The following is a 15031-nucleotide window of genomic DNA, read 5'->3' on the forward strand; positions in this document are numbered from 1 at the left end:
GGTGAAAAATGTGTATAGACCTTGCTTACCTTGATCTTTGATAAACCATTCTAGCTTGGTAGGATAGTAGACTGGGTAGATAACGGCTTGCCTTGTTGTAGCGAATTTAAGGGTAATCACAAAGACTGCCAGCTGTTTATGCAGCCCGAACTCCATATCTGCAGTGTAATGTAGACCCATTTTTAAAACATTTAACAGCTCTTTTGCTTTTTCATTCGCTAGAACAACAAGGAAGCCTAATCTTCCTTTTAATTGATACAAGGAGACACGAAGTGGACGCAATGTCAATACTTTATAACCGCGCAGCACCATCTCCTCTTTAATGGCGTTCAAATCCTCTTCTAGCTTAGGCCATATTTCATCAAACATTCTAGCCACTTCATTAGATTCAGCCGTCAACTTACCCCAACTACTAACGTTCTATATTTAAATCTAACGACAGACAACAGTGGTAAGGGTTCTATGGATGGGTTTAGAGCTACTCTCATAAGAAGGAATTTCTTCAGTGAAAGATGATTCGAACGGTATCAGTAGGACTTGCGGTAAAAGTATAAATAGAAACCAGCGTAACAAAGTAGCAAGTGAAACTAAATGATCACAAAGAAGAAAGTCGTTGTAGTCGGCGCTGGGATAATGGGGCCTGGTATTGCGCAAGTATGTGCACAAGCCGGGCACGAGACTAGCATAATACGCCGGCGGCCAGCACTTCTTCAACAGACAGTTGAAGCGATAAAATCAAACCTTCAAATGTTAATAAATAATGGGCTTATAAGCAGTCAAGAAGCATCTGAAACTCTTCGGCGGATTAAGGCGGAAACAGACCTGGCTGAGGCAGCTAGAGAAGCTGATTTCATAATAGAAGCTATACCAGAAGATATGGCTGCTAAGAAGGCTCTCTTTAAAGAGCTCGACCAATTATGTTCAAGCCAGACGATACTTGCCTCAAACACATCCTCTTTCAGCATAACCGAGATCGCCTCAGTTACAACTAGACCAGATAGGGTAGTGGGAACTCATTGGTGGAACCCCCCTCATCTTATGCCTTTAGTTGAGATCATTAAGGGGAGGCAAACCTCTGATGAAACGATAAAAATCACTAAAGATTTTGTCGCTGCTCTGGGTAAGATTCCTGTTGTATGCAAAGACTCTCCAGGCTTTCTTGGGGTTAGGCTTCAAGCTGCATTAGTTTTAGAAGCTATCAGGATGCTTGAGGAAGGGTTAGCGACAGCTGAGGATATAGATATGGCTGTGAAGCTGACCTTGGGTCTTCGTCTGCCTATTCTGGGCCCGCTTGAGATTGTCGATCTAGGTGGTATGGATACTTTCCTTTATGCCTATAGCTACCTCTATAATACGCTTGGAGAGCGGTTTAAGCTGCCACAACTTTTAAAGCATAAGGTAGAGTCTAATGAACTTGGGATTAAAACAGGAAAAGGATTTTATACATACACTAATGAACAGATAGAAGCAATAGTAAGACGTAGAGACCAATGGCTTATAGAGCAGTTAAAGAAACTACAGTCCCAAAGGAAAGCTTTCCAGTAAAAGAATAAATAAGTCGAAAGCAAAGTTCAAGATGGTGATTCACGATGGCTTTTAATCAATTTGATTACGAATTCCTTGAGATGGTTAGAAAGCAAGAAATGCCTCCATTAATCATCACAGTCGCATTGACTGGTGGGGTTCAAGGTAAAGAAGTGAATCCGAATCTCCCGGAAACGCCTGAGGAACAGGCTCAGCAAGCATATGAAGCATATAAGGCCGGAGCGTCAATAGTTCATATACATGCAAGGGATCCAGAGAAAGGTTATGCAAGCCCATCGATCAACCCGGCTCATTACCGTGAGATAAATAGAAGGATACGTGAACTATGTCCGGACATCATTATTAATAATACGACTGGCGGTGGGCTTGGAACCTTAACTACTGAAGAAAGAATGAGATCGTTAGAAGCTGATCCTGAGATAGCGAGTCTTAACCTAGGTCCATTAGCGTGGAGAGCTCTGTTAAAGAAGAGAGAGCCTCCCTTATCAGGTAGACCCACTGATGTCCTTATGGATAGTATATGGCCGCCAACATTCTCTTGGGCTGAAACCGAGCTCTTTGCACAGCGGATGCGTGAAAAGAATATAAAACCTGAGCTTGAAGTCTACCACCAAGGTCAGTTCCAACTCGTTTATAACCTTATAAGGAAGGGTCTGATTGAAAAACCGTATCTCATACAATTCGTCATGGGAGCGCCTAGTGGCGTGTTACCAACGCCTAGCAACTTACTCTCGATGCTAGGACACGCTCCAGTAGGCTCTATCATAAGCGTAATAGGGATAGGCCCTTATCAACTACCTCTAACTACTATGGCAATAGCGATGGGATTGAATATTAGGGTTGGGCTTGAAGACAACATATACTATAAGAAAGGTGAGTTATGTAAAAGCAACGCTCAGCTTGTTGAGAGGGCTGTCCGAATAGCAAAAGAACTTAACCGCGATGTAGCAACTCCCATGCAAGCTAGGGAAATACTCGGTCTACCTAAAGAGCCAAAAAAGTATTAGCGACCCCAACAATATGATTTAAAACCTTATTAAGGAGACTAATTGTAACTTCAGGTGTAAGTTAGATGGAAGATATCGTAAAGTATTATCCAGAGTATTGGGCTGGTAAGAAATTAGCTTACCCCCACGTACCACCTGAACACCCTAAATTCTCTAGATCCGTCGTTGTAGGGAATCTGGTTTTTATATCTGGCTGCCAAGGTCAGAACGATGAAACTTTGGAAATCCCTACCACTTTCAAGGAGCAGATGATTAACGCATTAGACAAGATAAGAAAAGCTATGGAAGAAGTAGGCAGTTCTATGAACAACCTTATCAAAACAATCATACTACTTAAGAATCTTGAGGACTATCCGCTGATGAGAAGAACCGAGCTAGAGTATTATCAAAGATACGCCCCTTTCCTTGTAGAAAATCCGCCTGCAAGTACGGTTGCGGTTGTCGTGAGCTTAGCGAGACCCGAATTTTTAGTTGAGATAGATGCAGTAGGCTACATACCATAAAAAAGAAAAGAGGGGTTTAAGGCGGCATAGGGTACCAGAACTGAGCATTCGACATTTCCGGAGGCCAGACTATCTTAAATTCCCCATTCTGCCACTGCATCATAAACGCTGGGATGATGTATTGGTGGTAGTAGGGGTTATTGGGATCTGTTACAAATCTAATGCGCCCATTAACCGTCATTAGATCTGTTGTTTTGATCGCTTCGTGAATCTTCTTTGGATCGAGGCTACGTGCCCTCTTGATGGCATCTCCTAGAACCTGTGCGGCTGCGGCAGCATCACCTATGTGTTGACTCCAGAATTCGTTATATTGTTTCATATACGCGTCAGCAAGTTCTTGTCCTCCAGGGTAGAGCCAAGGAGCCCAGAAACCGAGGTGACACGTTCCATTACTTATTCTTGCGCCTACAGCTTCTACAAAGTCATGGGGCTCAAATGCTTTTGAGATCGCCATAAACTTTGGTCTCCACCCAAGAGTATATGCTTGTTTCAACATTGCCCACCCTTCCGGTGGTATCATCAAGCCCATCACGATATCTGCACCAGACGCCTGTGCTTTCCTTATCATGTCTGTGAAATCGGTTGTTCCTAAAGGCACGTATACTTCATACACTACTTGGTATTTGTACTTCTCTGCAAAGCCTTTGTATAGGTTGCCGAAGGCCACACCTTCAGGAGAATCTTCCAAGAATAGAACCAGCTTTTTGTTGTTGAGTTCTGGTGGTACTGTCTCCAATGCTTGGAAGTATCGGGCTACGATGCTCACATCCGGATCAGCTATCGAGAAGAATATATTCCAAGTATATTCACGTTTAGGCATCATCTCCTGAACAACCTCTAAAGGTAGTGACGCGGTTATAATAGGCACACCATATCTTTCTGCAACCGTGCAGCCGGGCACACCTATGGGTGGCGTTCCAGAGCTTAACAGTGCAACAACCTTGTCTTCGAGAATAAGACGTTCAGTGTTTTTCGCACATTTATCCGGGCTGCTTTCATCGTCATATATAATGAGCCTTACAGGTAATTTCTTTCCCACCTCATCTACGTATATTCCGCCTTCTTCTTTGTTAATTTTATCCAACATATAACGGTAGCCAAAACTTAGATACTTCCCCCAGGTGGCGAGTTCACCACTCATAGGAACAGATGCCCCCACCCTAATCTCTTCTGGTCCACCAGCTGGCGCCATTATGTAGAAGTAGGACAAAGCGCCTGCCACTACGACAACCACGATTATGATTGCCACAACTATTGCTTTTAGTTTCGTTACCCCCTTTTTCTTCATAATTTTCTCACGCGCAATGTAAAGCGCAGCAGTTGTATAAATATGTTGTGGCACACCATAAACTCTGAAAGAACTTAACAGCCCTAAAGTAAACTTTGAGTCCAAATCTTCTCAAGCGAAGATAATCTGATCGACGGCCTGTCGACTTTTCAAGATTATAGGGTCTAATAAGTGCCAGGTTTCAGTCGTTTTTTCAAGGTTTGCCTTGCTGGTGCTATGGAGAACGTTTTAGAGGCCGTAAGAAAAACCATCTTAGATTTTGATTCAACTCCTTAAGAAATATTTAAATAGCTTTTCTACATAGAAGAACTGAGCGATTATGGCTGAAGAAAAGAAGGTCACTCGTAGGGGCTTTCTAACGGCTGCCGTATCTGCTGTTGTAGCTGGTGTTGTAGCTGGTGTAGGAGGGTATTATGCTGGGCTTGGTGCCGCTGGTCCAGCCGCAACCGTAACAGTGACTGCACCAGGCGGTACAGCAACAGTTACACGCACAACCACAGTAACAGCTCCACCAGTAACTACTACAGTAACAACAACCGCGGGTGCACCACCTGTAGGTCCGAAGGAGATTCTTATCGGCGCTTCTCTAGCTCTAACAGGTCCGATGGCGCCCTTTGACGCAGGTATAACCTTTGGCCACAAAGCGGCGGTTGAAGACATTAACAAGCTTGGCGGCGTCTACGTTAGGCAGTATGGTCGTAGGATTCCAGTTAGATATATCGTTTATAACAATGAGACAGAGCCTGCAAAAGCTGCTTCCTTAGCAGCTAAACTGATTCTTGAGGATGGGGTAATAGCCTTAGTGGGCGGCGATGGGCCGCCTGTAACCTGGAACCCAATCTGCGCTCAAGCTGAAAGGTATCAAACACCCATCGTCGCTGGTAGCCCTTGGGAGCCTTGGTGGGCTGGAGGACCATACAAGTATGCTTGGAGTATACTCTTTAGAATAGCTACGAAGCCCGGTGTTGCAACAGGTCATCCTTGGTTAGAAGGGAGGGTTGGCTACTGCTTAACCGATGTAGCTCTTGCCATAACCGACAAGTATGCTGATAAGACTAACAGAAGAGTCGCGGTGCTGGCTGCTGATGACGCAGATGGCAGAGGCTGGTATGAAGCTTTCCCGAACGTCTTAAAGGAAGCAGGTTACACACCTTGGAGAACGCCGCCACACACTGGTGAAAAGCTGGGTCTCTATCCACCTGGCACTACTGACTTCACAGGAATCATTAGGGCGTGGAAGGAAGCAGATTGTCAGATAATGTGGGCAAACTTACCAGGCGCAGACTTTGGCATAGTTGTCAAGCAGATGGCTGGCTTAGGTTATACACCAAAGCTGGGGTGGATAGCTAGAGGCGCGATGTTCTATGAAGACATCATGGCTTGGGGCGGGGATCTACCAGAAGGTTGGATAAGCGAAATAAAGTGGGATCCAAGATTCCCGCCTGAAATATGCCGAGGCATCGGCGACACAACACCGATGTCCCTCTTTGAAAGGTGGACCAAAGAGAAGGGTACCCCACCTGTCTATCAGCATACTTATACGATCGGTATGGGTTACTCTGCCATGCAGGTTCTGCTCGATGCTATTGAAAGAGCTGATAAATTAGATAAGGAATCTATCAACGAAGCGATAGCGGAAACCGCAGGATACTTTATGTCTGGGCACATAAGATTCTCAAAGACAGCGCATGACTCTCCAAACCCAATCATGTGCGGTCAATGGCAGAAAGTCGATAAACCGTGGAAATGGGAGATGAAGATCGTCTTCTCGCAGCACCCCTGGATGCAACCTGACGCTGACATGATCTTCCCAATACCATCTAAAGGGTGAGCAAATAAATACTATCTATATCCCTAAACCCATAAATTTTTTTTACCTCTTATATTTTTAGTAGGCGGGAGAAGGGATGGAAGTAATACTTGAAGGTAGCAATTTAAAGAAGTCCTTTGGGGGTGTAGTAGCGATAAGGAATTTATCCTTTAAACTGAAAAAAGGAGAGGTACTAGGTTTAATGGGACCGAACGGTGCAGGTAAAACCACAGCATTTAACCTAATTACTGGCGTCTATAAGCCTGATAGCGGTGTGATAAAGTATATGAACAGAGATATAACTGGTCTTCCACCGTATTTAACTTGTCGTCTTGGGATTGCTAGGACACATCAAATCCCAAGACCATTCTCCAACCTCTCAGTCTTTCAAAACGTTGTTGTTGCAGCTATGTATGGAGCTGGTTTGCATAAAACAGAGGCTGGAAAGAGGGCGCTTGAAGTTCTAGATATTATAGGTCTTTCGAGTAAAAAAGATGTTATAGCTGGGCATTTGCAGTTGGCAGAACTTAGAAGTCTTGAACTAGCTAGAGCCTTGGCAACTAAGCCTAAAGTACTGCTGGCAGATGAAATTGCAGCCGGTTTGACGGAAGCTGAGATTCCGCAGCTTCTTCAAATTCTAAAGACGATTAATGGTATGGGCGTATCTATAATCCTTGTTGACCATGTTATGAAGTTTCTGGTCGATGCAGTTAATAGAGTGATAGCTATAGCAAGCGGCGAAGTTATAGCTGAAGGCGAACCAAAAGAAGTATTACGTGACCCGAAGGTCATTGAGTCATATTTAGGGACTAACGTGATCGAAGGGAGTGGTGGGGTGTAATCGATGTCTGAAAGACCGTTGCTCAAGCTTGATCAAGTAAGCGTCTATTACGGCGACCTCTGTGCAGTACGAGACATAACACTTGAAGTTAGAAAAGGAGAGATCGTATCACTTATAGGAGCAAACGGCGCGGGTAAATCTACCATACTAAATACTATAATGGGTCTCACCCACCCAAAAACAGGATCTATAGAGTTTGATGGGAGAAGAATCGAAAGACTTGAAACACACGATATAATTCCGTTAGGGTTGGCGTTGGTGCCTGAGGGGAGAAGAATATTTCCCGAATTGAGTGTACTTGAAAACCTCCTCGCTGGCTCCTACACCCGTAGAGCAAGGCAGAATAAGCAACAGATGCTTAAAAGAGTCTTCGAACTCTTCCCAATTCTTGAAGAGAGAAAAAACCAGCTTGCAAGTACATTAAGTGGTGGTGAGCAGCAGATGCTAGCTATAGGTCGTGCTTTGATGACCGACCCAAAGATGATTCTTTTTGACGAGATTTCTTTAGGTCTTTCTCCTATCATCACGTTAAAGATCTATGAGACTATTAAGAAGATAAGGTCTGAAGGTGTAACCGTTCTGCTCGTTGAACAAAATGTAAGGCAGAGTCTTGCTGTGGCAGATAGAGCGTATGTTTTAAAAGCGGGGCGTATAGTGCTAAGCGGGGAGACGAAGGATTTAAGAGATGAGGAGGAGGTTAGGAAAGCGTACTTCGGCGCATAAAGGAGGGCGGAAACGATGAGTCTAGAAGTCATATCAAATCTGTTACCCCCAATTATTATGGGCTTCCTACTCGGCGGGCTATATTCGGTAATAGGATTTGGCCTCTCACTTGTATTTGGAGTTATGAGGATGGTGAACCTCGCCCACGGAAGCTTTGTCATCTTCGGCAGCTATTTCGCGTGGGTCTTGCTGACTACAGTAGGTTTAGACCCGCTCTTAAGCCTCGTCATAATACTGCCAATATCATTTGGCATCGGCTTTGGGCTTCAGAGATCACTTTTAAACAGACTCTATAGATTGGGTGTTGAGCCGCCTTTACTAACTACCTATGGAATAGCAATAATCCTCGCTTCAGCATACCTCCTAATATTTACACCATATAGCAGAGGGTTAGTAACGTCCTACTCTATAGGAAGTGCTGGATTTGGTGCCCTTACCTTTCCTCTTATCTTCATACTCGATTTTATAGCAGCTCTAATAACAATGATCTTCCTATACATACTCTTGAACAAAACCTATGTAGGGTTAGCAATCCGCTGCGCTACTCAAGATCCTCAAGCAGCTAAACTTGTGGGCATGAATATTAACCACATCTACGCGTTAACATTCGGTCTCGCAATAACCTTTGCCTCCTTAGGTGGCGTATTTTTAGGTCTGACCTACCCGTTTATCCCAGCTTCCTCCTTCACTTATCTAATAATTGCATTCGGCGTAGTTGTAGTCGGAGGACTGGGAAGCATGTTAGGAACGTTCATAGGCGGCATAGTTCTTGGTCTAGCGCAGACATTAGGCTACCACTTCTTTGGCATCGGCTATCAACTATTCATAACCTATCTTGTTATTCTGGTGATGCTCGTCATAAGACCACAAGGCATACTAGGTGTTAAGCGATGAGCAAGAAGATACGCGCCACAAAATTCCTATTACCACTGATCTGCCTAATAGCATTGATCATCTTACCCCTAAGCGGCATTCCTTGGTACTATTTCCACGTCCTCTTCATCTTCTTTACATACTTGATACTTGCTGAAATGTGGAATCTATTAGCTGGTTACTGTGGACTGATCTCACTAGGTCAACCAGCCTTCATCGGACTCGCAGGATATATGCTAGCCATCTCACTATACTACGGTCTATCACTTCCTTTATCTTTACTAGTAAGCTACCTAACCGTAGTTGCATTCGCTATTGTAATTTCCGTGCCGGTCTTTAGGTTAAGAGGCTTCTATTTCGTAATAGGCACTTGGATGATTCCTGAGGTAATTAGGCTTTGGTTCAATAACTGGAGACCCACTGGCGAAGTGTTGATAGGTGTAGGCGGTGGCGCTGGCTTCAGGGTTTTTGCAGGACTAACCCCGCAAACCCTTTATTATATTGCATTAGTAGCTGGCTTTGTTACCATCGTACTCAAACGCTACATCCTAACATCAAAGCTAGGAGTAGGACTTATGGCTATTCGCGATGACGAGAGGGCAGCAGAAAGCTGTGGGATAAACGTGTTAAGATGTAAGTTTTATGTGTTTGTGATAGCAGCCCTATTAACAGGGGTGGCAGGAACAATATTTTACCTCTTTCAAGGCCACATAGAACCTACGAATGCGTTCAGCATATACTGGACCAATATTATGCTTATTGCAGTCATTTTAGGTGGGATAGGTACCGAAGCCGGACCAATTATAGGCGCAGCTATAGTAGTTATACTTGAACAGCTGCTAGCAGCATACGGTGAGCTCAGTCAGATAATCTTGGGCGTACTCTTAATTGTCATAATCGTAACTATGCCTAGGGGTATATTGGGCACGATCTATAAGGTGCAGATCCATAAAACCCTCCTTAAGAAACTAGCAGCCACCTCGTAAAATAATATATTAGAGATCGCTTTCTCTTGGTTTTCTAACCTATTTATCAAGCACAGCTATGGCTTCTATCTCAACTTTTAGCTTTCTACTTACGCCGACATCAGCAGGTGGACGTACAAGTCCTTTAACCTCAATGGTTGTGCTCGCAAAGTTCATATGCTCGCCAAAATACTCTTTTTGCACATTATTCAATATATCCATCTCACTCATATCAGTTATATAGCGTTTTATAGCTACAATATTCTTAAAACTCGCGCCAGCCGCTTGTAGAATGGATTTTATGTTTTCAAATACCCTTCTAGCTTGCCCCTCCATATCTTCTGGGAAATCAAACTCCTCAGCCCTGTGAGGGTGACTATGATAAAGCGGAAGAGCGGTACAGCCTGAGATAAAGAGTAGAGAACCACCTGTAACTTTCACGGCTGGAACAAAAGGCATCCAACTTGTGGGCTCCTTTGGATGAATAATCTTCACCTCAACCATTACTTACCAACCTTTGAAATAAACGCCTTTTCCTCTTTAATAAATTTTATGTCAAGACGTGTCTTGTCTACTGTAACATCTCAGCGAAATATTAAGAAGAATCGACCACTTTCAAATATTTAAGTTTAGGTCTAGGGTTCTCATTTGATTTTCACGATTACTCTCGGTGGGTGCTAGTAAAAATAAGCTTTTTATACAACCTGTTATCTACCCCTCCTTGTGAGGTAAGATGGCTACTGTTTCGAAACCTTATCCCCCACCTGGCTTGGAATGGTGGACAAAGAAGGAGCCAGTTCTTGTAAAGCCGTCTGAAGTAAAATCAGTCGTCCCACCTAAGCACACCAACACTTCTTCCTTCCCACTGATACGTACTGAAAACTTGGAAGCATTTATAACCGAAATAAGACCAGGAGGCGTTGCTGAACCAGATGTTCATCCGATCTCTGAACACGCCTTCTACGTACTCTCAGGAAGAGGTAAATGGGTAATAGATGGGAAGGAATACATGTTGGAACCAGGAATGTTCATATGGATGCCTCCTGGCGCAAACCACGAAACGATAACGGTCGGCGACGAAACTCTACGATTATTCGTTCTGTTCGCTCCCAGTAGGATGAAAGAGAAGAAATAACAAGAATAAATTACACATATTTTTTTAGAAGGTTTTAGGGCATCATCTTAATTAACGCAGCCCCTCTTCTAAATAAATTTAAGGCTTATATAGTAGATCACAACAAACTATCTACCGGGATGTTGCAATGAGCTTTGGAGTTATGGGTGTTGATTTCGAGGAAAGGGTCAACTATGAGCGACTACGGAAAGAGAGATTGGAGCGAGCGAAAGAGCAGGTTAAACGCTATAATCTTGGTGCAATACTCTGCTTTGATTTTGACAACATTCGCTACCTTACGAGTACACATGTTGGCGAATGGGCTAGAAATAAGATGCAACGATATGCCATCCTACCAGTAGATTCTGAGCCTATACTTTTTGACCCGGCTGCCCCGGCGAAAAGAAAGACAAGCCCTTGGATTGCTGATAGAGTCTTCCCCGCTGTGGGTTCGATGAGGGGGTCAATACCACCGGAAGTTGGTATGATAGAGAAAGTTGCCGATAGTATAGTCAATGTTTTAAAGAAGCATAAGGTTGCCGATCTACCGTTAGGAGTAGACATTATCGATATTCCTCTAATGGATGCTTTGTCTAAAAGAGGGGTTAAAGTCGTTGACGGGCAGCAAGCGATGCTGGATGCTAGAATCGTTAAGACTAAAGACGAGATCGAGCTGCTTACACTAGCCGCTTCTATGGTTGACGCCGCATATGCGGAGGTAGCAAGGAACCTTAAGCCGGGTGTAAGAGAGAATGAGTTAGTTGCTTTGGTCAACGATGTGCTATATAGCCTTGGTTCAGATTTGGTTGAATGCGTAAACGTCGTTTCCGGCCCAAGAGGCGCCCCGCACCCGCACGTCTTCGCTGACCGAATAATCAGGCCTGGGGATATGGTTTACCTTGACATTATGCACTCCTTTAACGGCTACCGCACCTGCTACTATAGAACTTTCGTCGTCGGTAAGCCTACTAAAGCGCAGTTAGAAGCGTATGAGCAAGCTTGGACTTGGCTAAAGAACTCCATTGATGCTGTAAAACCGGGTGCAACTACAGCCGATATAGCGAGGTGTTGGCCTTCTGCCGAAGAACTCGGCTTTAGGAACGAAGAAGAAGCATTTCTACTCCAATTCGGTCACGGCGTTGGACTAAGCATCTGGGAAAAGCCAGTTATTTCAAGGTTATTCTCACTTGAACACCCATTCAAGATACAGAAAGGCATGGTCTTTGCGCTAGAAACGTGGTGCCCCTCTAAAGACGGCAGAGGCGCCGCTAGAATCGAGGAAGAAGTCGTAGTAACAGATGTGGGCAGCGAAAGGTTATTTAGGTTCCCCGCTGAGGAACTTACCTGTTGCCCAATCTACTAGAGGTGGTGGAGTATGAGTAGTGGTGAAAAAAGGGTAGTCGGTTTCGCTGGTCTAGGTCTGATGGGAAGCCCTATGGCGAAGAACATTCTGAAAAATGGGTATCCACTTTACGTCTGGAACAGAACCCCAACTAAAATCGAGGACCATGTGAAGCTAGGAGCTAAAGTTGCTAAAAGTCCGAAGGAGCTCGCCGAAAAATCCGACGTAATAATATGTATGTTAGCTACACCAGCAGCTACAGAAGATGTAGTCTTCGGTAGAAACGGGCTACAAGGAAACGGTATCCTGGACGGCTTCAGTAGCGGAAAGATCCTAATAGATATGAGCACTAACTTACCTAGCGTTGTAAAGAAGATCGCAGAATCTGTAAGGAAGAAGGGTGGCGAATTTGTCGATGCACCAGTAATAGGTAGTGTGAAGCCTGCTACTGAAGGAACTTTGACTATCCTTGCTGCTGGTAAAAAAGAAGTCGTAGATAGAGTGAAGCCAATATTAGAAACGATGGGTAAAAAGATATGGTACGTTGGCGAAACTGGCTCAGGCTGCGCGATGAAATTAACCATGAATCTACATCTCCATATAGTAACAGGTGCCTTCGCCGAAAGCATTACATTTGGTGCTAAAGCTGGTCTTGACCCTGCACTGATAGTCGAAATACTAAATAATAGCATCTTCAAAACTTACATAAGCGAGACCAAAGGGAAGAAAGTTATAGATGGGGATTGGACAGCCGCCTTTACGCTTGAATTAGCAGCTAAAGATACACGTCTAGCAGTTGAGTTAGCCAGAGAAGTAGGAGCAGTAGTGCCTCTGGGAAGCCTTGTTGAACAACTATATAATACCGCTATAGCTAATGGGATGAAGAGCCTAGATTATTGTGCCTTAGCAGCGATGTATGAAAGACTAAGTAATGTTAAGGTATCAAAGGCTTCATCCTCCTAAATTTTATCTTCATTTTTTCTAATTTATCAGAACTTGAACAAGTAAAAATTATATAGTGTTTTTGTCACAGCTGACGTTGGGGCTAAAGGGTTGAAGAAGATAGAGACTAACCAATTAATATGGATGTATACGAAGATGGTTGAAATAAGGCGCTTTGAAGAGAAGATTAATGAAGAATACAATAAGGGATTGGTTCCTGGCTTGGTTCATCTTTATGTGGGGCAGGAGGCTGTTGCGGTAGGCGTCTGCGCAAACCTAACTAAGGATGATTATGTTGTTGGCACTCATCGTGGGCACGGTCTAGCGATAGCAAAAGGTGTGCCTTTGGATAAACTTGCGGCTGAAATTATGGGGAAGGAGAGTGGTTGCTGTAAAGGTAGGGGTGGGTCGATGAGAGTAGCATATCTTGAATCAGGTCTGCTCTATTCGTGCCCAATAGTAGGCACAAACCTACCCTTAGCCACAGGCGTAGGATTATCGATCAAATTGCGTGGGACAGATCAAGTAGCTGTTTCCTTCTTTGGTGATGGTGCGTCAAACACAGGAGATTTCCACGAGTCGTTAAATCTTGCGTCTGTTTGGAAATTACCTGTAGTCTTCGTTTGCGAAAATAATAGCTATGCGATCTCAGTTCACATTAAGAAGTCGACCGCTGTAGAAGATATCTATAAAAGGGCGGTAGCATATGGTATCCCAGGAGTAATGGTAGATGGGAACGACGTTCTAGCAGTCTATGAAGCTGCGCAGCAAGCGGTTCAAAGAGCAAGGGCGAAGGAGGGTCCTACGCTAATCGAATGCAAAACTTATAGAACAGTAGGACATGGCACGACAGACCCCGGAACTACTTACAGAAGTAAGGAAGAGGTAGAAGAATGGAAGAAGAGATGTCCGATTAAACGGTTTAGAGAATATTTGGTTGTAAACGGTGTAGTTTCAGAAGAGCAGCTTCGGCAAATCGAAAAAGAAGTGGAGGTTCGGGTTGAGGAAGCTATAAGGTTCGCTGAGCAAAGCCCCTATCCTCCTCCAACCGCTCTTATGGATTATGTTTATTGAGAGGTGAGAGCGTTGAGAGAAATAACCTATGTGGAGGCCTTGAACGAAGCCTTACGTGAAGAAATGCGCCGTGATGAGCGTGTAATAATATTAGGCGAAGATGTGCAACTGGGATATTCCGGACGAGGCGGTCTCTTTTTAGTGACTGCGGAGTTAATGAAGGAATTCGGCGCTGAGCGGGTGAGGGATACGCCTATCTCTGAAGAGGGTTTCGTTGGAGCGGCTATTGGTGCGGCATTAACTGGTTTAAGGCCTGTCGTTGAAATCATGTATGCAGACTTCCTACTTCCTTGCATGAATCAAATCGTTAATGTTGCAGCTAAGCTGAGGTACTCGACAGGCGGGCAGCTAAAGGTTCCTATTGTAATTAGAGCGATGATTGGGCAAGGTAGGGGTGTGGGAAGTGACCACTCGCAGGTCCTTATACCTTGGTTTATGAATGTACCGGGCTTGAAAGTAGTCGCACCCTCTACTCCCTACGATGCAAAGGGGCTACTAAAGAGTTCTATAAGGGACGAAAGCCCGATAATGTTCTTTGAGCCTTTCCTACTCTATAGGACGAAGGGACCTGTACCAGAAGAGGAATATCTTATCCCGATAGGAAAGGCGGATGTGAAGAAGAAAGGGAAAGATGTTACTTTAGTTGCGATCTCTACAATGGTGCCACGTGCACTATCTGCCGCAGAAAAGCTTGAGAAAGAAGGCATTAGTGTTGAAGTAATCGACCCACGCACATTAATACCCCTCGATAAAGAGACTATTCTTAACTCTGTAAAGAGGACGAATCGACTAGTAATCGCTGAAAGCAGTGTTAAGACCTGCGGGGTAGGTGCTGAAATCAGCAGCATGGTTGTTGAAGAAGCTTTTGACTATCTAGACTCGCCCATTAAGCGCGTAGCTGCGCCTCACGTACCTGCTCCTGCTGCACCAACTTTGGAGAAGCTTACGATTCCAGATGAGAACGATATTATAAAGGCTGTTAAAGAGCTTGTTGAGGGGTAGGT

16 protein-coding genes are annotated in these 15031 nt (G+C 44.3%); 13 read left to right on the forward strand and 3 right to left on the reverse strand.

Annotated features, from left to right (window positions below):
- Positions 1-399: hypothetical protein (locus HA494_07855; GenBank protein NHV97678.1), on the reverse strand; the 399-nt coding region annotated here is incomplete at its 3' end.
- A gap of 192 nt (positions 400-591) precedes the next feature.
- Here HA494_07855 and HA494_07860 point away from each other — a divergent pair.
- The 3 genes from HA494_07860 to HA494_07870 all read left to right on the forward strand — a co-directional run bounded on the left by HA494_07860 (position 592) and on the right by HA494_07870 (position 3055).
- On the forward strand, positions 592-1545 hold the full coding sequence (locus HA494_07860; protein ID NHV97679.1) for a 3-hydroxyacyl-CoA dehydrogenase family protein: 954 nt from the start codon (positions 592-594) through the stop codon (positions 1543-1545).
- Between the two features lie 98 nt (positions 1546-1643).
- Positions 1644-2552, forward strand: a complete 909-nt coding sequence (locus HA494_07865) for a 3-keto-5-aminohexanoate cleavage protein (GenBank protein NHV97680.1) — start codon at positions 1644-1646, stop codon at positions 2550-2552.
- 65 nt (positions 2553-2617) lie between these two features.
- The gene (locus tag HA494_07870; GenBank protein NHV97681.1) at positions 2618-3055 is read left to right on the forward strand and encodes a RidA family protein; all 438 of its coding nucleotides are present in this window, start codon (positions 2618-2620) and stop codon (positions 3053-3055) included.
- 16 nt (positions 3056-3071) lie between these two features.
- Here HA494_07870 and HA494_07875 read toward each other — a convergent pair whose 3' ends face one another.
- The gene (locus HA494_07875; protein ID NHV97682.1) at positions 3072-4448 is read right to left on the reverse strand and encodes an ABC transporter substrate-binding protein; all 1377 of its coding nucleotides are present in this window, start codon (positions 4446-4448) and stop codon (positions 3072-3074) included.
- A gap of 214 nt (positions 4449-4662) precedes the next feature.
- Between HA494_07875 and HA494_07880 the strand changes: the two genes are divergently transcribed.
- From HA494_07880 to HA494_07900, 5 genes are all read left to right on the forward strand, one after another.
- Positions 4663-6174: an ABC transporter substrate-binding protein gene (locus HA494_07880; GenBank protein ID NHV97683.1), complete on the forward strand. Its 1512-nt coding sequence runs from the start codon at positions 4663-4665 to the stop codon at positions 6172-6174.
- Positions 6175-6250: 76 nt separating this feature from the next.
- Positions 6251-6994, forward strand: a complete 744-nt coding sequence (locus HA494_07885; protein NHV97684.1) for an ABC transporter ATP-binding protein — start codon at positions 6251-6253, stop codon at positions 6992-6994.
- 3 nt (positions 6995-6997) lie between these two features.
- A complete protein-coding gene (locus HA494_07890; protein NHV97685.1) occupies positions 6998-7717 on the forward strand; it encodes an ABC transporter ATP-binding protein in 720 nt (239 codons plus the stop codon).
- A 15-nt stretch (positions 7718-7732) separates the two neighbouring features.
- Positions 7733-8611: a branched-chain amino acid ABC transporter permease gene (locus HA494_07895; GenBank protein NHV97686.1), complete on the forward strand. Its 879-nt coding sequence runs from the start codon at positions 7733-7735 to the stop codon at positions 8609-8611.
- Positions 8608-9576: a branched-chain amino acid ABC transporter permease gene (locus tag HA494_07900; protein NHV97687.1), complete on the forward strand. Its 969-nt coding sequence runs from the start codon at positions 8608-8610 to the stop codon at positions 9574-9576. Before HA494_07895 ends, HA494_07900 begins: the two co-directional genes overlap by 4 nt.
- Before the next feature lie 39 nt (positions 9577-9615).
- On the opposite strand, the gene HA494_07905 is transcribed toward HA494_07900, so the two are convergent.
- A complete protein-coding gene (locus HA494_07905; GenBank protein ID NHV97688.1) occupies positions 9616-10059 on the reverse strand; it encodes a RidA family protein in 444 nt (147 codons plus the stop codon).
- Positions 10060-10288: 229 nt separating this feature from the next.
- Between HA494_07905 and HA494_07910 the strand changes: the two genes are divergently transcribed.
- From HA494_07910 to HA494_07930, 5 genes are all read left to right on the forward strand, one after another.
- Positions 10289-10690: a cupin domain-containing protein gene (locus HA494_07910; GenBank protein ID NHV97689.1), complete on the forward strand. Its 402-nt coding sequence runs from the start codon at positions 10289-10291 to the stop codon at positions 10688-10690.
- A 127-nt stretch (positions 10691-10817) separates the two neighbouring features.
- Positions 10818-12032, forward strand: coding sequence for an aminopeptidase P family protein (locus HA494_07915; protein NHV97690.1), 1215 nt, complete (start codon positions 10818-10820; stop codon positions 12030-12032).
- A 12-nt stretch (positions 12033-12044) separates the two neighbouring features.
- Positions 12045-12974: an NAD(P)-dependent oxidoreductase gene (locus HA494_07920; GenBank protein NHV97691.1), complete on the forward strand. Its 930-nt coding sequence runs from the start codon at positions 12045-12047 to the stop codon at positions 12972-12974.
- Positions 12975-13097: 123 nt separating this feature from the next.
- Positions 13098-14027 (forward strand): thiamine pyrophosphate-dependent dehydrogenase E1 component subunit alpha, encoded by a 930-nt coding sequence (locus tag HA494_07925; GenBank protein ID NHV97692.1) that lies wholly within the window; start codon positions 13098-13100, stop codon positions 14025-14027.
- A gap of 12 nt (positions 14028-14039) precedes the next feature.
- A complete protein-coding gene (locus HA494_07930; GenBank protein ID NHV97693.1) occupies positions 14040-15029 on the forward strand; it encodes an alpha-ketoacid dehydrogenase subunit beta in 990 nt (329 codons plus the stop codon).
- Positions 15030-15031: the final 2 nt, after the last annotated feature.

The sequence above is a fragment of the Nitrososphaerota archaeon genome, from assembly GCA_011605775.1.
Classification (GTDB): Archaea; Thermoproteota; Nitrososphaeria; order Nitrososphaerales; family JAAOZN01; genus JAAOZN01.